Source organism: Paraburkholderia diazotrophica, from assembly GCF_900108945.1.
GTDB classification, from domain to species: Bacteria; Pseudomonadota; Gammaproteobacteria; order Burkholderiales; family Burkholderiaceae; genus Paraburkholderia; species Paraburkholderia diazotrophica.
Genome location: NZ_FNYE01000014.1, coordinates 44,234 through 61,701 on the forward strand (window position 1 = coordinate 44,234; position 17,468 = coordinate 61,701).

A 17,468-nucleotide genomic window follows, 5' to 3' on the forward strand; every position below is an offset into this window, starting at 1 on the left:
GCCCTGTGACCACTTCGCCGTATTGCGGAACAGCCTTCGTTCAGTTCTCGATATCAATGCGGCAACCTAACATCCAGCTTAAACGTCACCAGCCTTGCCACAAGAATAAACCCCGTAGCAATCAACACGCTATAGACGGTATCGAAGTTGATGTAATCCAAAAGCAGATAAACCCAGCACCCAACCAGCGCACAAGTCGCATAAGGCCTTGAATCCCGCAGAATCAGCGGAACCTCATTGCAGATCACATCCCGGATAATCCCGCCGAACACGCCGGTAGCAACACCCATCATCGAAGCCACGAACCACGGCATCCGAGCATCGAGCGCGAGCGAAGTCCCCGAAATGCTGAACAGCCCAAGCCCAACCGCATCAGCCACCAGCAACACACGCTCATTAAAAACCCGCGTATAAGCCTTAAGCACAAACGGCGCGAAGAAGCTCAAAACGAAAATCAGAACCGCATACCACTGATGCTCGACCCAATAGAATGGTCTCCGATCGAGCAACACGTCCCTAACCGTCCCACCACCAAACGCCGTAGCCATCGCGACGAGAAACGTCCCAACAGCATCGAGCCGTTTCGTACGAGCTTCGATAAACCCCGAGATTGCGTAGGCGAGAATAGCCAGCGCTTCCATGATGGCAAGCGCGAGAGTGAGTCGAGGATGCATCGTTGAAAAGCCTTCTCAGACTTTACCGGATGAAGACGACGAAGAAGTCCCCGTGCCGGAGCCAGCACCAGATCCCACTGATCCAGGCTGCAACAAAACAAGCACAGCACCCGCGCCGCCATCATGCGGACGAGCCTGCGAAAACGCGATCACTTCTTCCTTCTGCACGAGCCACGCGCGAACCTTGCCTTTCAGCACAGGTTCTTTCCCGACAGATCCAAGCCCTTTCCCATGAATCACGCGCAGACACCGTAGGCCCTTCTTGCTCGCCTCACGGATGAACTCAGACAAAGCCTCACGCGCTTCCTCACGACGCATTCCATGCAGATCAAGCTGCGCCTGCACGATCCACGCACCGCGTCGGAGCTTCTTAACGATTTCCTGGCTCACACCCGGCCGACAGTAGGAAAGCGACTCATCGGTATCGAGCAGTACTTCGGGATCGAACTCATCGGAGATCGCTTCATGCAGCACGGCTTCTTCGTCGAGCTTCGTCTGCATCGGAACAGGCGCGGGCGGCGTTCGCGTCACCGACGCGCGAGGCTTTGCGCTGAGCGGCGCGACTTCGCCGATTTCACGCCGAAACAGTTCGGCATCGGCAGCCGCTTCACGCGACGCTTGCGCCGCCGCAGCCTTCTCACGCTGAGCGCGTTGCGCAGCGCCTTTTAACGCATCGCGCAAACCACCCAGCCCGGCCAACCCCGCGCCTGCCTCGACCAAAGGCTTCTTCGACGAAGACGAAGGCGAAGACGAAGGACCCGAAGCGCCAGCGTCAGACGACGCCGAAGCATCAGCAGGACTGGACGCCGCAGGACGCGGCCGTTTCGGTTCGCTCGGATGGGGCAGATTCTTAGGCATGGCGATCAAAGCAAAAAACAAAAGGGCCGCCGGCATCACGCCGCGGCCCCTACGACATCGAATCTCAACAAGCGCGGCAAGCTTGCTACATGCCGCTATTTTACCGATCCGCGTTCGCCGTTCTACCTCAACGCCACAAACGGCGATGCGCTCAAACCGTCAAATCGAACGCTCGGCCTCTGCACTCATCGCGCGCTCGCCGATCGACTCGTGGATGCTTTCCAGGTAACGCTGCGCATCCAGCGCAGCCATACAGCCCGTGCCCGCGCTCGTGATGGCCTGACGGTACACGTGATCCTGCACGTCGCCGGCTGCGAACACGCCCGGCACGCTCGTGCCCGTCGCGTTGCCGCTCAGGCCGCCGTTCGTGATGATGTAGCCGTTCTTCATCTCCAACTGGCCTTCGAAGATATCCGTGTTCGGCTTATGGCCGATCGCAACGAACAGACCTTGCAGGTCGATATCCGTGGTCGCGCCCGTCTTCACGTTCTTGACGCGCAGGCCGTTGACGCCGCCGTCATCGCCCTTCACCTCATCGAGCACGTGATCCCACTTGATCTCGACGACGCCTTCCTTTTCCTTCTCCAGCAGACGGTCGATCAGGATCGGCTCGGCGCGGAACTTGTCGCGGCGGTGGATCACCGTGACCTTCTTCGCAATGCCCGCGAGGTACAGCGCTTCTTCGACGGCCGTGTTACCGCCGCCGACCACGGCGACATGCTGGTTCTTGTAGAAGAAGCCGTCGCAAGTCGCGCATGCCGACACGCCGCGGCCCATATACAACTCTTCCGACGGCAGGCCGAGATATTGCGCCGACGCGCCCGTCGCGATGATCAGCGAATCGCACGTGTATTCGCCCGAATCGCCGATCAGGCGAATCGGCTTTTCGTTCAGCTTGGCCGTGTGGATGTGGTCGAACACGATTTCGGTGTTGAAGCGCTCGGCGTGCTCGAGGAAGCGCGTCATTAGCTCCGGACCTTGCACGCCCTTGGCATCGGCGGGCCAGTTTTCGACGTCCGTCGTGGTCATCAGCTGGCCGCCTTGCGCGAGGCCCGTGACGAGCACCGGCGACAGGTTGGCGCGCGCCGCATAGACGGCCGCCGTGTAACCGGCAGGGCCGGAACCGAGAATCAGAACCTTCGCGTGTTTGGTCGGGGAAGCTGGCATGATCGAAATCCGTTAAAAGCGTCGGTCAGCGGCGCAACATCGGCTGCAATGACCGGCGGTACTGGCGTCGAGCCGGGAAACCTGCTTGACACGTTAGATGGGTATCAGCCCCGTATTATAAAGGGCAGGCCAAGCGGCTGCTTCATGAAGCTTTGCGATCGAGGCGATAGCCGATGCCGACGGTATCGGCGCGAAAGTCGGCCGAAAACACGTCGATTTCGCCCGAAAGCGTATGGGAATTACGACATTCCTGGCCGTTCGGCCGAGGTTACCGTCATTTACAGCCTTGCGCGCAACAGTGCGTTTACAATAGTCGCCGATGAACGACAGGCGGCTTGCCGGCAGGATGTGAGTGACTCCGTTGGCGCCTGGATCGGCCCCGACGATGAATCGAAGGGCAACTGAACCGGCACCTGAAACCGCTGCAGGCCGCACACGCAACAGGCTCAATGGCAAAAGCTCCCTATTCCGCGAACGCGCAGGCATTGCCTCACCGCATGTCGCGCCTTTTCACCGAAATCCGCTGGATTCTCCAGCTGGCGCTCGGCGTTTTCCTCGTGATGGCGCTGATCAGCTACAGCCGCCGTGACCCGAGCTGGACACACGCGGCGCAGGTCGATCACATCTCGAACTGGGCCGGCCGCGTCGGCGCCTGGACCTCCGACATCCTCCTTCTGCTCTTCGGCCTTTCCGCCTGGTGGTGGATCGTGCTGCTCGCGCGCCGCATCTCGGCGAACTACAAGCGCATCACGCGTCACGAAGAACCCGACGAAAACGCGCCGCGCGACAACAGCTGGCTCGCGGACGTATTCGCGTTCGCGCTCGTGCTGCTCGCGTGCGACGGCATCGAGGCGTTGCGCATGTGGTCGCTGAAAGTGCAGTTGCCGCGCGCGCCGGGCGGCGTGATCGGCGAGGCGGTCGCGAAGGGCGTGTCGCATGCGCTCGGCTTCACGGGCGGCACGCTGGCGCTTTTGATCGCGCTCGCCATCGGCTTGTCGCTCTACTTCCGCTTTTCGTGGCTGTCTGTGTGCGAGAAGGTCGGCGATTCGATCCTCTCCGGCGTGACGCTTGCGAAGCTGCGCCGCGAAGCGGGCCGCGACCGCAAGCTTGGCGAGGCGGCTGCCGTGAAGCGCGAAGGCAAGGTCGAACAGAGCCGCGTGAAGATCGACGAGCACGAGCCCGTTGTGATCGTGCCGCCCGTGACAAAGCCGGAGAAATCGGAGCGCGTCGAGAGAGAACGCCAGGTGCCGCTCTTCGAGAGCCTGCCCGGCGATTCGACGTTGCCTGCTATCTCGCTGCTCGATCCCGCGCCTGCGACGCAGGAAACCATTTCTGCCGATACGCTCGAATTCACCTCGCGTCTCATTGAGAAGAAGCTGAAGGACTTCGGCGTCGATGTGAGCGTGGTCGCGGCTTATCCTGGTCCAGTGGTGACGCGTTACGAAATCGAACCGGCCGTCGGCGTGAAGGGCAGCCAGATCGTGAACCTCGCGAAGGATCTGGCGCGCTCGCTGTCGCTTACGTCGATCCGCGTCGTCGAGACGATTCCTGGCAAGAACTACATGGCGCTCGAATTGCCGAACCAGCGTCGTCAGACGGTGCGGCTGTCGGAGATTCTCGGCTCGACGGTCTATGCCGACGCCGGCTCGCCGCTGACGATGGGCCTCGGCAAGGACATCGGTGGCAAGCCGGTCTGTGCGGACCTCGCGAAGATGCCGCACCTGCTGGTCGCCGGTACGACGGGTTCGGGCAAGTCGGTCGGTATCAACGCGATGATTCTCTCGCTGCTCTACAAGGCGAGCGCGGAACAGGTGCGAATGATCCTGATCGATCCGAAGATGCTCGAAATGAGCGTCTACGAAGGCATTCCGCATCTGCTGTGTCCCGTCGTCACGGACATGCGCCAGGCCGGCAACGCGCTGAACTGGACCGTCGCCGAAATGGAGCGCCGCTACAAGCTGATGAGCAAGCTCGGCGTGCGCAATCTCGCGGGCTTCAACAACAAGATCGACGAAGCGGCGAAGCGCGAAGAGAAGCTTCCGAATCCGTTCAGCCTGACACCGGACGATCCTGAACCGCTGTCGCGTCTGCCGAATATCGTCGTCGTGATCGATGAACTGGCTGACCTGATGATGGTGGTCGGCAAGAAGGTCGAAGAACTGATCGCGCGCATCGCACAGAAGGCGCGCGCGGCGGGTATCCATCTGATTCTCGCGACACAGCGTCCGTCCGTCGACGTCATCACCGGTCTCATCAAGGCCAACGTGCCGACGCGGATGGCGTTCCAGGTGTCGTCGAAGATCGACTCGCGCACGATTCTCGATCAGCAGGGCGCGGAATCGCTGCTCGGCATGGGCGACATGCTGTATCTGCCGCCGGGCACGGGTCTGCCGATTCGCGTGCACGGCGCGTTCGTGTCCGATGAAGAAGTGCATCGCGTCGTCGATAAGCTCAAGGAGCAGGGCGAGCCGAACTACATCGAAGGGCTGCTGGAAGGCGGCGTGTCGGGCGAAGGCGACGAAGGTTCCGCGGATGCCGCGGGAACCGCAGCGGGCGGCGGCGAGTCCGATCCTCTGTACGATCAGGCGGTCGAAATCGTCATCAAGAACCGCCGCGCGTCGATCTCGCTCGTGCAGCGTCATCTGCGCATCGGTTACAACCGCGCCGCGCGTCTGCTCGAACAGATGGAGCAGTCGGGGCTGGTGTCGGCGATGTCGTCGAACGGCAACCGCGAAATTCTGGTGCCCGCGCGCGAGACGGATTGACACTCGGCGCTTCATTCATGCGACTGATGACGGACAGCGGCACGCGTTGAAGCGTGGCCGCTGTTTTGGTTTTACATTCCGTGCGCATCGAGTCGGATATAAGCGACCAGCTTGCACGATACAAGGGAGAAAACAACATGCTGCAAATCGTTGGGTCTAAGACCCGTCTTGGCAGTCTGATGCGCACGCTGGCTTTCGGCGCATCGATGCTTGTCGCGTCGCATGCATTCGCGAGCGGCACTGAGCAACTGAAGCAGTTCGTGTCGCAAGTGCGTTCGGCCCGCGGCGAATTCGTGCAAACGGAAGTGCGCGCACCCAGCAACGCGCAGCAACAGGCGAGCGGCGTGCTGTCGACGCAAGGCACGACGCAGAACAAGGTGTCGAGCGGCACGTTCACGTTCGCGCGGCCGGGCAAGTTCATCTGGGCGTATGAGAAGCCGTACGCGCAGCTGCTGCAGGCCGACGGCGACAAGCTCTACGTCTACGACAAGGACCTGAACCAGGTGACGGTGCGCAAGCTGGGCGGCGCGCTCGGCGCGAGCCCGGCGGCGATCCTGTTCGGCAGCAACGATCTCGAGAAGAACTTCACGTTGAAGGACGCGGGGGTGAAGGCGGGCATCGACTGGCTAGAACTGATTCCGAAGTCGAAGGACACGCAGTTTCAGCGCGTCGGCATTGGCTTTCGTGACGGCAACCTCGAAGCAATGGAATTGCACGACGTCTTCGGCAACGTGACGCTGCTGAAATTCTCGAACATCCAGAAGAACCCATCGCTGCCCGCTGATGCGTTCAAGTTCACGGTGCCGAAGGGCGCCGACGTGATCAACGGCTAAACGCTGCGCTTCCCCGCAATCACATTTGAAGGCCGGGCGCCGGATGCGCGGCCTTCATATCGTCGATAAACGCATCGACGATATCCGTCCGATGCTGCCGCGCGCGCGTGACCATGTGAAACGCGACGCGGTAGCGCATCTGCTGCGCGTTCAGCGCGGCGAGCAAACCCTCCTTCACATACGGCGCGGCGAAATGCCCCGGCAGATAGCCGAGGTGATGGCCCGACAGCACGAGCATCGCGACGGCTTCCATGTTGTCGGCGAGAGCGGTGACGTTGCGCGGCGTCGTCGATGCCTCGGCCTCGGGCAGCGGATAGCTGCGCCACGCCCATTCGTGCTGCGCGGCTTGCGTCGGCGTCACGCTGCCCGCTTGAGCGAACAGCGGATGCCTCTTCGCGCAGTACGCGAACTGTTCCTCGGAAAAGATCTCCGTGTACTCAAGCGACGGCACGCGATGCCAGAAATACCCGATACCGATCTGAATTCGTCCGCTTAACAGCAACTCTTCGAGTTCGCCGGGCGAGCGCACGAGAATTGAAAATCGCACGGATTCGTCGCGCGCGCGGAAACGCGCAATTGCATCGCTGATTCGCGCACTTTCCGACACCGGTGTATGACCGATCATCCCGATTCCGAGCGTGCCCACGAGCTTCCGGCCGACGTTGCGCGCTTGCGCGCCGAACGCATCGACGGCGGAAAGCAGCGTGCGCGCCGCGTCGACGAACTGCTCTCCTCTCGCGGTCAGGCTAAATCCGCTGCGGCCGCGTTCGCACAACCGGTAGCCGAGTCGCGTTTCCAGTGTCGATAGCTGGGTGCTGATGGTCGATTGGCCTACGTTCAATGTAGCCTGAGCAGGCGAAATTCCACCTGCGTCCGCGATGGCGAGGAAGACGCGGATCAGGCGCAAATCGAGATCGGTGAGTTGGGAGAACATGCGGCAGGATACATCGATGCGGATCGATGTGAAGTTTATTTCATCGGCATTTTATGTCCGCCGGAACCGCACAAAAATGAGAAACGTCCCAGTGCCGCGCGCTTTGCGGCGTCTGGATTCCTCGCTTTATTGAGACGTTGTGATTGCCATTGGCGAACTACGATGAATACTTCCTCGAATTTCGTTTCCCCGGACCTCACGGAGCGCCCGCAGCCGTTGTCGGGCAACGCGATGACGCGCGCGGGCGGCATTGCCACGATGATGCGGCTGCCGAACGTCGGATCGCCGCAAGGGCTCGATGTCTGTTTCGTCGGCGTGCCGTTCGATCTGGGCACGTCGAACCGCACGGGCGCGCGCTTCGGCCCGCGCCAGATCCGCGTCGAATCGGTGTTGCTGCGCCCGTACAACATGGCGACGCGCGCCGCGCCGTTCGACTCGCTGCGCGTCGCGGACGTCGGCGACGTTGCGATCAATCCGTACAACCTCCTGGATTCGATCGGCCGGATTGAGCGCGCTTACGACGAAATCCTCCAACACGGGACGAAGCCGATCACGCTCGGCGGCGATCACACGATCGCGCTGCCGATCCTGCGATCAATTCACCGTAAATATGGCAAGGTCGGTCTGATTCACGTCGACGCGCACGCGGACGTCAACGACACGATGATGGGCGAGAAGATCGCGCACGGCACGCCGTTTCGCCGTGCGGTCGAAGAGGGGCTGCTGGATTGCGAGCGCGTCGTGCAGATCGGCCTGCGCGGCACGGGCTACGCGGCCGAAGACTTCGACTGGTGCCGCGATCAGGGCTTCGAGGTCGTGCAGGCGGAAGCGTGCTGGAATCAGTCGCTGGCGCCGCTGATGTCACGCGTGCGCGAGAAGATGGGCGACGGCCCGGTGTACATCACGTTCGATATCGACGGCATCGATCCCGCTTTTGCGCCGGGCACGGGCACGCCCGAGATCGCCGGGCTGACCGTGCCGCAGGCGCTCGAGATCATTCGGGGCGCGCATGGGCTGAATATCGTGGGCTGCGATCTGGTGGAAGTCGCGCCGCCATACGATCCGTTCGGCACGACGGCGCTGCTCGGCGCCAATCTCGCGTTCGAAATGCTGTGTGTGCTGCCGGGTGTCGAGTATCGCCCAGCGACGCGATAAGCCGTAGTACATGACGGCGGCTGAAAAGCGCCGTCGGCGACGAGACGGTTCCGAAGATCGTCGAAACAACGCCCATGACGTCCGTCATGGGCGTTGTCGTTTCTGATGGATACAGCCTACGCGTAAGCCTGCTTGCGCGTCGACACGAACGCCAGATAGCACAGCCCGCCGATCGCCAGCGCGGGCAGCGTCGCGCCGAGATTCGGCAGCCACTGATTGATCGCCTGATACGCGGCAATGCCGATCGCCCACGCGACGAACGCGCTCACGTGCCAGCCGCCCGAGAAGCCATAGCGGCCTTGCGTATCGGCGAGCGAGCCTGCGTCGATGCGGCGCCGGCGCACGATGAAGTGATCGGCCAGCACCACGCCGAACAGCGGCGCGAACACCGAGCCGATCAGCAGCAGGAAGTTCTGATACTTCGCCATCGGCACGAGCAGCGCGATTAGCGTGCACAGCCCGCCAAACGCGGCCGACAGCATCGGCACGCTTGCGCGCGTCCAGAAAGTACCCGTCGATACAGCTGCCGAGTGCACGTCGGCGAACGCATTGTCGATTTCGTCGATCAGCACCAGCAGCAGCGCGAGGCCGCCGCCTGCTTGTGCGAGCGCCGTCGTCAGCAGCGCGTCGCCGCCGCCCGCGGCAAGCCCGTACACCGCGCCAAGCACATAGAACCAGATATTCGCAATGCCATAGCCGAACAGCGTGCCGCGGAACGTCTCGCCCGCTTTTCGGCCGAAACGCGTGTAGTCGGCGATCAGCGGCAGCCACGACAGCGGCATCGCGACGACGAGATCGACGGCGCCGCCGAACGACATCTCGCCATTGCCCGGACGATGCATCAGCGTGCCCACGTCGTGCTGCGCCAGCACGGCCCAGGTCAGCCACGCGGCGCCCGCGAGCAGCAGCCAGATGCCCCACGTCCGCAGAAATCGCCGCACGAACGACAGCGGACCGCTGATCGCGAGCAGCGTCGCGAGCACGCCGAAGATCAGCGTCCAGATCAGCGGCGCGGAAAAGCCGAAGGCCTGCTTCGAGAGCGCGTCGGCGGAATCGCGCATCACGATCACTTCGAACGCGCCCCAGCCGACCAGCTGGATCATGTTCAGCACGGCGGGAATCGACGCGCCCCGCACGCCGAGCGTCGGACGCAGCGACGACATCGCCGCGAGCCCCGTGTCGGTGCCGATCACGCCCGCGAGCGCGAGCAGCACGACGCCGATCACACTGCCGATCGCGATCGCCAGCAGCGCGTGTGGCAGCGACAGGCCCGGCACGAGCAGCGCGCCGGCCTGCGCGACCAGCAGGCCGATGCCGAGCGAAAACCACAGCGCGAATGCGTCGCCCGTCCTGAACGCGCGGCGCGAATCCGGCACCGGCTTGAGCGGAGCGTAAGTCGAACCGGCCTCGCCGGTCATGGAATCTTGAGTCATCGAATCTCTTTCCTGTCTGTCGTTATCGGGTCGTCGCCGTTGCGGCCGTCGATGCGTCCATGTTTCGTCACGGTACGCGCATTGCCTCTCAGAAAGCGCCTATGACGTTTGCCGCCGGCTTTGCTGTGCCGCGGCTGTCATAATGCACAACTCTGCATGCGCCGCCGTTCGCCCGCTGGTGGTTTGACGCGGTTGCATGCCGTTCAGGGGCAGATCGTCGCGTGTCCCATCAAGTGCATGTGATGCATCGTGACGGTCTATACCCGAAAAGCCGAGATTATCCCCAAAACGCCATGTTTGAAGAAACCCGCGCCAACGTTCCCCTCGCCGAGCGCCTGCGGCCGCGCAGCATCGACGAAGTCATCGGACAAAAGCATCTGCTGGGCCCGAACAAGCCGCTGCGCGTCGCGTTCGAGTCCGGCGAAGCGCACTCGATGATCCTCTGGGGCCCGCCGGGCGTCGGCAAGACGACGCTCGCGCGCCTGATGGCCGACGCGTTCAACGCGGAGTTCATCGCGCTGTCGGCGGTGCTCTCGGGTGTGAAAGACATCCGCGAAGCCGTCGAGACGGCGCAGATCCATCGCGCGAACGGCCACCAGACGCTCGTGTTCGTCGACGAAGTGCATCGCTTCAACAAGAGCCAGCAAGACGCATTCTTGCCGCATGTCGAGTCCGGGCTGTTCGTGTTCGTCGGCGCGACGACGGAGAACCCGTCGTTCGAGGTCAACAGCGCGTTGCTGTCGCGGGCGGCCGTCTACGTGCTCAAGAGCCTCGATGCCGACGAGCAGCGCGAACTGCTGGACCGCGCGCAACAGGAACTGGGCGGCTTCACGTTTACCGACGAGGCGCGCGACGCGCTGATCGGTTCCGCCGACGGCGACGGCCGCAAGCTGCTGAACAACATGGAAATCGTCGCGCGCGCGGCGGCGCGGCAGAACAAGACTGAGATCGACGGCGAACTACTCGCGAGCGCGCTCGCCGAAAACCTGCGCCGCTTCGACAAGGGCGGCGACGCGTTCTACGACCAGATCAGCGCGCTTCACAAGTCGGTGCGCGGCAGCAATCCCGACGGCGCGCTGTACTGGTTCTGCCGCATGCTCGACGGCGGCGCGGACCCGCGCTATCTGTCGCGGCGCATCGTGCGCATGGCGTGGGAGGACATCGGCCTCGCCGATCCACGCGCCGCGCGCATCGCGCTCGACGCTGCCGAAACCTACGAGCGCCTCGGCACGCCCGAAGGCGAGCTCGCGCTTGCGCAGGCCGTGATCTATCTGGCCGTCGCGCCGAAATCGAACGCGGGCTACAACGCGTACAACGCGGCGCGCGGTTTCATCGGCAAGGACCAGTCGCGCGCGGTGCCGATCCACCTGCGCAACGCGCCGACGAAGCTGATGAAGGAGCTCGGCTACGGTCATGAATACCGCTACGCGCACGACGAACCAGACGCGTACGCGGCAGGCGAAACCTATCTGCCCGACGGCATGCGCGAGCCACGCTGGTATCAGCCGACGCCGCGCGGGCTCGAAGGCAAGATCGGCGAGAAGCTCACGCGCCTTGCCGAACTCGATGCGCAATGGCGCAGCGGGAACAGGAAGAAGAGCTGATCGACCGCGCTTTGCGCCAGACCCGACAATGCCGCCGGCGACCCGCGCCGGTGCGCTAAAATCGCCCATTCACACAACGAACTGTTGCCCCATCCCATGCTTGACATCCAGCTGCTGCGCAAAGATATCGACGGCGTCGCGAAACGCCTCGCCGATCGCGGCTTTAACCTCGACGTCGCGGCTTTCTCCGCGCTCGAAGCCGAACGCCGCGCGATCCAGACCCGTACCGAAGAGCTCCAGGCGAAGCGCAACAGTCTGTCGAAGCAGATCGGCGCGATGAAAGGGCGCGGCGAGGATACTTCGGCGGTGATGGCCGAAGTGGGCGGCATCGGCGACGAGATGAAGGCGTCGGCGCTCCAGCTGGAAGTGATCCAGAAGCGTTTGTCCGATCTGCTGCTCGGCGTGCCGAATCTGCCGCATGAGAGCGTTCCCGTCGGCAACGACGAAACGCAAAATGTCGAAGTGCGCCGCTGGGGTGCGCCGCGCCAGTTCGACTTCCAGGTGAAGGATCATGTCGACGTCGGCACGCCGCTCGGTCTGGACTTCGAGATGGGCGCGAAGCTCTCCGGCGCGCGCTTCACGATGCTGCGCGGACAGATCGCGCGCCTGCATCGCGCGCTCGCGCAGTTCATGATCGACACGCATACGCAGCAGCACGGCTACACGGAAATCTATACGCCGTACATCGTCAATCCCGAAATCCTGCTCGGCACGGGCCAGCTGCCGAAATTCGCAGACGACATGTTCCGCGTCGAAAAGGGCGGCGGCGAAAACACGGTCACGCAGTATCTGATCTCGACCTCTGAGATCTCGCTGACGAACACGGTGCGCGAGAGCATCGTCGACGCAAGCGAGTTGCCCATCAAGCTGACGGCGCATTCGCCGTGCTTCCGCTCGGAAGCGGGCTCATATGGCCGCGACACGCGCGGCATGATCCGCCAGCATCAGTTCGACAAGGTCGAGATGGTGCAGATCGTGTCGCCGGAAACGTCGTACGACGCGCTCGAGCAGATGGTCACGCACGCGGAGACGATTCTGCAGAAGCTTGAACTGCCGTATCGCGTGATCACGCTGTGCACGGGCGACATGGGCTTCTCGGCTTCGAAAACGTACGACCTCGAAGTGTGGCTGCCCGCGCAGAACACGTATCGCGAGATTTCGAGCTGCTCGAATACCGAGTCGTTCCAGGCGCGACGGATGCACGCGCGCTACCGCAACCCGCAGGGCAAGCCCGAACTCGTGCATACGCTCAACGGATCGGGGCTGGCGGTGGGCCGCACGCTCGTCGCTGTGCTGGAGAACTTCCAGAATGCCGATGGCTCGGTGACTGTGCCGGCGGCGCTGCGTCCGTATCTGGGCGGCATCGAGCGTCTGGAAGTGACGGCGGCGCGCTGAGCGATCTGGGCGCGCGCCGATAGTCCAGGTCCTTTTTCAACTTCCTGCGAAAAAGGGCTTGGAATTCAAATGCAGCTGTTCTATAATCTTCGTCTCACGCAAGCAACGACCCGCTTAGCGTGAAGTCGATGTAAAGAGACAAGACCACCTTGGTGGGAGGTCAAAGAATCAGGAAAGGTGGCAGAGAGGTCGAATGCGCCGGACTCGAAATCCGGTATACGGTTATACCGTATCGTGGGTTCGAATCCCACCCTTTCCGCCAAGATGCAAAGCGATACAGGCCCTTCGGGGCCTGTTTTCGTTTGTGCGTCGATTTTTATGCATCGATCTGCGTGTATGCGGCGACACGCAATCATCAGGCGCGATCGGGGCTTTGCGATTACAAATAGAAGCGCGTAGCTGGCCGTCCTTGTGCTTTCCTTTTCAACGTTTCGATGAAGCAGTTCCGACATATGTTCGTCCATACACCGCGCGAAGCCTGCTAACGCTGGATGGTCCATGCGTTACGCCGCCGCATCGGCAAAAAAATGGGCATGGTCATTGCATCGTTGAAAGCGTTTGCCAACCACAATTGGAGTCCACGATGACGAACACCAATGAAGCGGAAAGCACGCAACCGGAAGACCCGGCCGAAACGCCGCCGAACGAACTCAACAAGCCAGTCGGCGATGCGCTGCCGACGCCTGTCGAGCCCGGTCTGGATCAGCCGCTGCCGGAGAAGCCAAAGTCAGACGACGAGTCAACTGATGAGCACCTGGGCGATAAGGATCCGCCTGCAGGCGTGCCTTCGCCGGGACCGTCCGAGTTCGCATAACGTCGAACGACTGCATTAACCGTCCTTTATTCGCTCAGCGGTCCGGAATACGAAATAAAACGATTAAGCGTTTCGGACCGCGCATCAAACGCCGCTTTAAATCGTTTCCGTCTCCGGAATATCCGGATTCAGCGCTTCGATAAATGGCTTCGTCGGTCCCGAAATAAAGCAAGGCTTATTTTCTCGCTGATTCGCTGATCTGCGCTTTACTAAGGTGCTCTTTGTGCATACGATGAAGTTGCACTTTTTTCCGCGCAAAGCCTGATGAACGAGTAAAAATTTAATTGCAATTGTCGGCGAAATCGCTTCGCCGGATATTTGCAGTCCATATGAAGATTCGTATGAAGCGATCGCTGTAGTGCGGTTCTTTTTTGCTTCATGTCATTGCATTCATTGAACGATGGAATGCATTAGTAATACATAGTCGCAGCGTTATTCGTGAAGGTGAGCCGTTGCGCGCCCGATTCCCGCGCCGTCGCACCCGTTGCATCGCGCACAACAACGAAGACGTCCGCACCTGCCGCGGCATTTCAGGTGCAAACGCCTTGAGGAACGGTAAGCCATGCACATCGCCATTTCTGCTGTCACGGTCGCGGTGGCTGCAATTGTCATCTGGTGGTCGCTTCATCCGCGCCGCGTCGCTTCCGCTCGCGAGGCGGCATTCGCGCATACGCGCACTGGCGTATCCGTTGCGCCGGTGCTTCATCGCGTGACGGACGCTGTCGCGCATTTGCGCACGACGCGCGGCATGGGCAGTTTCTTTGCCGTCGCGCGTCGGCCGCCCGGCACGATGACCGAACTTGCCGACGTGTTCGACTGTTTGCCCGTCGCATCCGTCGTCTTCGACGAGCACGGCGTGATCGTGCTCGCCAACGCGCAGGCCGAGCGGCTTCTCGATTATCGGCACGGCGTGCTGAGCGGCGCGTGTATTGGCCTCGTCGCGCCGGCGCTGTCGCAGGAGAGCCGCGCCGCCACGAACGCGTCGCCGAACGCGAGCCGTTCGGCCATAACCGCCACGCGCAATCTGCGCGCGCTTCGCCGCGACGGCAGCGAGTTTCCCGTCGAGATCGCGACGAGCGCGATCCGCTATGAAGGACGCGGCGCGACCGTCGCGTTCATCACCGACATGACCGAGCGCTTCGAGCTCGAACGCAATCGCCGGGAGCTTGCACATCTGACGCGCGTATCGATGATGGGCGAGCTTGCCGCATCGCTTGCGCACGAACTGAATCAGCCGCTGACGGCCATCCTCAGCAACGGCCAGGCCGCGCAGCGCTTCATGGACAAGGAGCCGATCGATCTTGCCGAAGTGCGCGACATCCTCAAGGACATCGTCGACGACAGCGGCCGCGCGAGCGAAGTGATACGCCGGATGCGCGCATTCGTGAAGAAGGAAGAGCAGCAGCAACTCGCGAATCTCGATGCAGGCGGATTGCTGCGCGATGTGGCGTTGCTCGTACATAGCGATGCCGTCGCGCGCGGCATTCATCTGTCGCATGTGATCGACGACGGACTGCCGCCCGTGCGCGGCGACAGGGTGCAACTTCAGCAGGTGCTGCTCAATCTGCTGCTCAACGCGTTCGATGCCGTCAGCGAGTGCGATGCGCCCAGCCGCGTGGTTGCACTCTTTGCGCAACTCGATCGCGAAGGCATGGTCCGCACCGCCGTGCGAGACCGCGGCCATGGACTGACGCCCGACAAGCTCGAATGCATCTTCAAGCCGTTCGTCACGTCGAAGCCGCAGGGGCTAGGGCTCGGTCTGTCGATCAGCCGCTCGATCGTGCAGATGCACGGCGGCCGCCTGTGGGCCGAGACCAATGCGGATCAGGGCATGACGTTCTATATCGCGTTGCCAGCATCGCGAGACGCATGCAACGCGGGCGTTGCGCAGGGGGCGTCATGAGCGAGACGAGCGGGACGAACGGCACGATGAGCGAAGTCGCGACGCAAGTGCCCGCGCTCGTCTACGTCGTCGACGACGACCCGTCGGTGCGCCGCGCGCTGACGCGTCTCGTCAGATCCGCCGGCTACGGCGTCGAGGCGTATGGTTCGGCGCGCGAGTTTCTCGACCACGCGTGCGCCGCGCATGCGCCGGCCTGCGTGGTGCTCGACGTGCAGTTGCCCGATCTGAGCGGGCTCGAATTGCAGCGCGAACTCGATGAGCGCTTGCCCATCATCTTTCTGACGGGGCACGGCGACATCGCGATGACGGTCGGCGCAATCAAGGCGGGCGCGACCGATTTCCTCACCAAGCCCGTGCGCGACGATGACCTGCTGCGCGCGATCGAACAGGCGCTCGCGCATTCGGTGCAAGTGTCGAACGCGATGCACGAGCTCGAAGTGCTGCTCAGCCGCGTCGGACGGTTGACGGTGCGCGAGCGCGAAGTGATGAATCTCATCGTGCTCGGCCGTCTGAACAAGCAGGTTGCATGCGAACTCGGTACCGTCGAGAAAACCGTGAAGGCGCATCGCGCGCGCGTGATGCAGAAGATGGAAGTCAATTCGCTCGCCGAGCTCGTGCGCATCGCCGACAAGATCGCCGTCGCAACTGTCACACGCAATCCCTTCAGTTCGCAGGCACCTCATACGAGCGCACCTCACGCTGCGCACGAGGCCGCCCGCGAGCGGATACGAGACCAAGGTCCAATACCACAGGCGCCCGCAGTCTCATAGTCTATTGCTGAAGCGTTCACGCATTGCTGCGTGCGCGTGGCCGGTCAATGGACTATTCAGAATGGGCACAGACAAACCCTTCGTCGTCGTCGTCGACGATGATGCGTCGGTGGGCAGGGCGATCAAGCGTCTGTTGCGCTCCGTCGGGATTTCGGCCGACACGTACGCGAGTGGCGATGCGTTTCTCGACGTGCTGTCGGCCACGCCTGCGTATCGCCCCGACTGCGTGATACTCGACGTGCAAATGCCCGGCTCCAACGGGATCGAGGTCCAGGGTCGGCTGGCGGGCAGCACCGTGCCCGTCATTTTCATCACGGCCCACGACGACGCGGGCGTGCGCGAAGCCGCGCTTGCGGCGGGTGCGAAGGCTTATTTGCGCAAGCCATTCAACGACGTGCTTTTCATCAGGACAGTGTGTGCCGTGCTCGGCATCGCTGCGCCGCTATGACAGTTCATCCCGCGCGACTAAATGGCGTCGAACGCTTGCGTGCAGGCGCTTGCGTGCGAGTTCCACGCGGCCAAAAAAGGGTATTGGACCAAGGTCCAATTGTCTTTGCCATGGCCGGATTCCACACTTCATTGCATTGGGGTCGCCAGGCCGACTGGCGCATCTGGATTCGTCCGCCGCGCGATGCGCGAGCAACGCGTGCCACGGGCGCAATCGTATCGACATGGAGAGATTGATCATGAAATACGCGCTTCCTGTCACATGGATGCTTGCCGCGTTGTTGCTGGCGGACGTTGCATCGGCGCAGCAGCCGATTTTCTATCCGGCCAAGGGCCAAAGCCAGCAGAAGCAGGCGAATGACATGTCGCAATGCCAGAGCTGGGCGACGCAGAACACGGGCGTCAATCCCGCCGTGCTCGCGCAGAACTCGGCGAATCAACCGCCGCCGCCCCAGCAGTCGGGACAGCGCTTGCGCGGCGCGGCAGGCGGCGCGGCGACGGGCGCGGCGATCGGCGCGATCGCGGGCGACGCCGGCAAGGGAGCGGCAGCAGGCGCCATCGCGGGCACGGTGGTGGGCGGCTCGCGGCAGCGCCGTCAGGCGGCCGCCGCGCAGGAACAGCAGCAGGCCGCTCAACAGCAGACATCGCAGCAGATGGCCACATGGAACCGCGCGCTCGCAGCATGCATGAACGGACGCGGATATACGGTGCAATGA

15 protein-coding genes and 1 tRNA gene are annotated in these 17,468 nt (G+C 62.5%); 11 read left to right on the plus strand and 5 right to left on the minus strand.

The features are described from left to right. Positions 1-53: 53 nt before the first annotated feature. The 3 genes from BMW76_RS18885 to trxB form a co-directional block, all read right to left on the minus strand. Positions 54-674, minus strand: coding sequence for a trimeric intracellular cation channel family protein (locus tag BMW76_RS18885; protein WP_090867750.1), 621 nt, complete (start codon positions 672-674; stop codon positions 54-56). A 15-nt stretch (positions 675-689) separates the two neighbouring features. Beyond that, on the minus strand, positions 690-1,532 hold the full coding sequence (locus tag BMW76_RS18890; protein ID WP_090867990.1) for a Smr/MutS family protein: 843 nt from the start codon (positions 1,530-1,532) through the stop codon (positions 690-692). A 159-nt stretch (positions 1,533-1,691) separates the two neighbouring features. Continuing rightward, positions 1,692-2,699 (minus strand): thioredoxin-disulfide reductase, encoded by a 1,008-nt coding sequence (trxB, locus tag BMW76_RS18895; protein ID WP_090867753.1) that lies wholly within the window; start codon positions 2,697-2,699, stop codon positions 1,692-1,694. A gap of 449 nt (positions 2,700-3,148) precedes the next feature. Here trxB and BMW76_RS18900 point away from each other — a divergent pair, with 449 nt between their 5' ends. After that, positions 3,149-5,464, plus strand: a complete 2,316-nt coding sequence (locus tag BMW76_RS18900; RefSeq protein WP_090867755.1) for a DNA translocase FtsK — start codon at positions 3,149-3,151, stop codon at positions 5,462-5,464. A gap of 137 nt (positions 5,465-5,601) precedes the next feature. Continuing rightward, on the plus strand, positions 5,602-6,297 hold the full coding sequence (gene lolA / locus BMW76_RS18905; protein ID WP_090867992.1) for an outer membrane lipoprotein chaperone LolA: 696 nt from the start codon (positions 5,602-5,604) through the stop codon (positions 6,295-6,297). Between the two features lie 19 nt (positions 6,298-6,316). Here the strand turns inward: lolA and BMW76_RS18910 are convergent, their stop codons facing one another. Further along, the gene (locus BMW76_RS18910; protein WP_090867757.1) at positions 6,317-7,231 is read right to left on the minus strand and encodes a LysR family transcriptional regulator; all 915 of its coding nucleotides are present in this window, start codon (positions 7,229-7,231) and stop codon (positions 6,317-6,319) included. A gap of 162 nt (positions 7,232-7,393) precedes the next feature. Between BMW76_RS18910 and speB the strand changes: the two genes are divergently transcribed. Further along, complete coding sequence (gene speB, locus BMW76_RS18915) at positions 7,394-8,386, plus strand: agmatinase (RefSeq protein ID WP_090867759.1); 993 nt, start codon at positions 7,394-7,396, stop codon at positions 8,384-8,386. A gap of 116 nt (positions 8,387-8,502) precedes the next feature. On the opposite strand, the gene cytX is transcribed toward speB, so the two are convergent. Continuing rightward, positions 8,503-9,819, minus strand: a complete 1,317-nt coding sequence (cytX, locus tag BMW76_RS18920; protein ID WP_090867761.1) for a putative hydroxymethylpyrimidine transporter CytX — start codon at positions 9,817-9,819, stop codon at positions 8,503-8,505. Positions 9,820-10,112: 293 nt separating this feature from the next. Between cytX and BMW76_RS18925 the strand changes: the two genes are divergently transcribed. The 8 genes from BMW76_RS18925 to BMW76_RS18960 all read left to right on the plus strand — a co-directional run bounded on the left by BMW76_RS18925 (position 10,113) and on the right by BMW76_RS18960 (position 17,468). Next, the gene (locus tag BMW76_RS18925) at positions 10,113-11,423 is read left to right on the plus strand and encodes a replication-associated recombination protein A (RefSeq protein WP_090867763.1); all 1,311 of its coding nucleotides are present in this window, start codon (positions 10,113-10,115) and stop codon (positions 11,421-11,423) included. Positions 11,424-11,519: 96 nt separating this feature from the next. Then, on the plus strand, positions 11,520-12,818 hold the full coding sequence (serS, locus tag BMW76_RS18930; RefSeq protein ID WP_090867765.1) for a serine--tRNA ligase: 1,299 nt from the start codon (positions 11,520-11,522) through the stop codon (positions 12,816-12,818). A 171-nt stretch (positions 12,819-12,989) separates the two neighbouring features. Continuing rightward, positions 12,990-13,080 (plus strand) — tRNA-Ser (locus tag BMW76_RS18935). Between the two features lie 321 nt (positions 13,081-13,401). Beyond that, complete coding sequence (locus BMW76_RS18940) at positions 13,402-13,632, plus strand: hypothetical protein (RefSeq protein ID WP_090867767.1); 231 nt, start codon at positions 13,402-13,404, stop codon at positions 13,630-13,632. A 562-nt stretch (positions 13,633-14,194) separates the two neighbouring features. After that, positions 14,195-15,535: a two-component system sensor histidine kinase NtrB gene (locus BMW76_RS18945; RefSeq protein ID WP_090867768.1), complete on the plus strand. Its 1,341-nt coding sequence runs from the start codon at positions 14,195-14,197 to the stop codon at positions 15,533-15,535. Positions 15,536-15,561: 26 nt separating this feature from the next. Then, a complete protein-coding gene (locus BMW76_RS18950; protein WP_090867994.1) occupies positions 15,562-16,305 on the plus strand; it encodes a response regulator transcription factor in 744 nt (247 codons plus the stop codon). A 61-nt stretch (positions 16,306-16,366) separates the two neighbouring features. Beyond that, entirely contained in the window at positions 16,367-16,753 is a 387-nt protein-coding gene (locus BMW76_RS18955) for a response regulator transcription factor (RefSeq protein ID WP_090867770.1), read from the plus strand. Between the two features lie 238 nt (positions 16,754-16,991). Beyond that, positions 16,992-17,468 carry a YMGG-like glycine zipper-containing protein gene (locus BMW76_RS18960; protein WP_090867771.1) on the plus strand — a complete coding sequence of 159 codons (477 nt, stop codon included), beginning with the start codon at positions 16,992-16,994 and terminating at the stop codon, positions 17,466-17,468.

Coding starts and splice junctions, on each gene's coding strand:
- speB (WP_090867759.1), top strand. CDS start 7,394: ATGAATACTTCCTCGAATTTCGTTTCCCCGGACCTCACGGAGCGCCCG.
- BMW76_RS18945 (WP_090867768.1), top strand. CDS start 14,195: ATGCACATCGCCATTTCTGCTGTCACGGTCGCGGTGGCTGCAATTGTC.
- BMW76_RS18900 (WP_090867755.1), top strand. CDS start 3,149: ATGGCAAAAGCTCCCTATTCCGCGAACGCGCAGGCATTGCCTCACCGC.
- BMW76_RS18955 (WP_090867770.1), top strand. CDS start 16,367: ATGGGCACAGACAAACCCTTCGTCGTCGTCGTCGACGATGATGCGTCG.
- lolA (WP_090867992.1), top strand. CDS start 5,602: ATGCTGCAAATCGTTGGGTCTAAGACCCGTCTTGGCAGTCTGATGCGC.
- BMW76_RS18940 (WP_090867767.1), top strand. CDS start 13,402: ATGACGAACACCAATGAAGCGGAAAGCACGCAACCGGAAGACCCGGCC.
- trxB (WP_090867753.1), bottom strand. CDS start 2,699: ATGCCAGCTTCCCCGACCAAACACGCGAAGGTTCTGATTCTCGGTTCC.
- BMW76_RS18950 (WP_090867994.1), top strand. CDS start 15,562: ATGAGCGAAGTCGCGACGCAAGTGCCCGCGCTCGTCTACGTCGTCGAC.
- serS (WP_090867765.1), top strand. CDS start 11,520: ATGCTTGACATCCAGCTGCTGCGCAAAGATATCGACGGCGTCGCGAAA.
- BMW76_RS18925 (WP_090867763.1), top strand. CDS start 10,113: ATGTTTGAAGAAACCCGCGCCAACGTTCCCCTCGCCGAGCGCCTGCGG.
- BMW76_RS18910 (WP_090867757.1), bottom strand. CDS start 7,231: ATGTTCTCCCAACTCACCGATCTCGATTTGCGCCTGATCCGCGTCTTC.
- BMW76_RS18960 (WP_090867771.1), top strand. CDS start 16,992: ATGAAATACGCGCTTCCTGTCACATGGATGCTTGCCGCGTTGTTGCTG.
- cytX (WP_090867761.1), bottom strand. CDS start 9,819: ATGACTCAAGATTCCATGACCGGCGAGGCCGGTTCGACTTACGCTCCG.
- BMW76_RS18890 (WP_090867990.1), bottom strand. CDS start 1,532: ATGCCTAAGAATCTGCCCCATCCGAGCGAACCGAAACGGCCGCGTCCT.
- BMW76_RS18885 (WP_090867750.1), bottom strand. CDS start 674: ATGCATCCTCGACTCACTCTCGCGCTTGCCATCATGGAAGCGCTGGCT.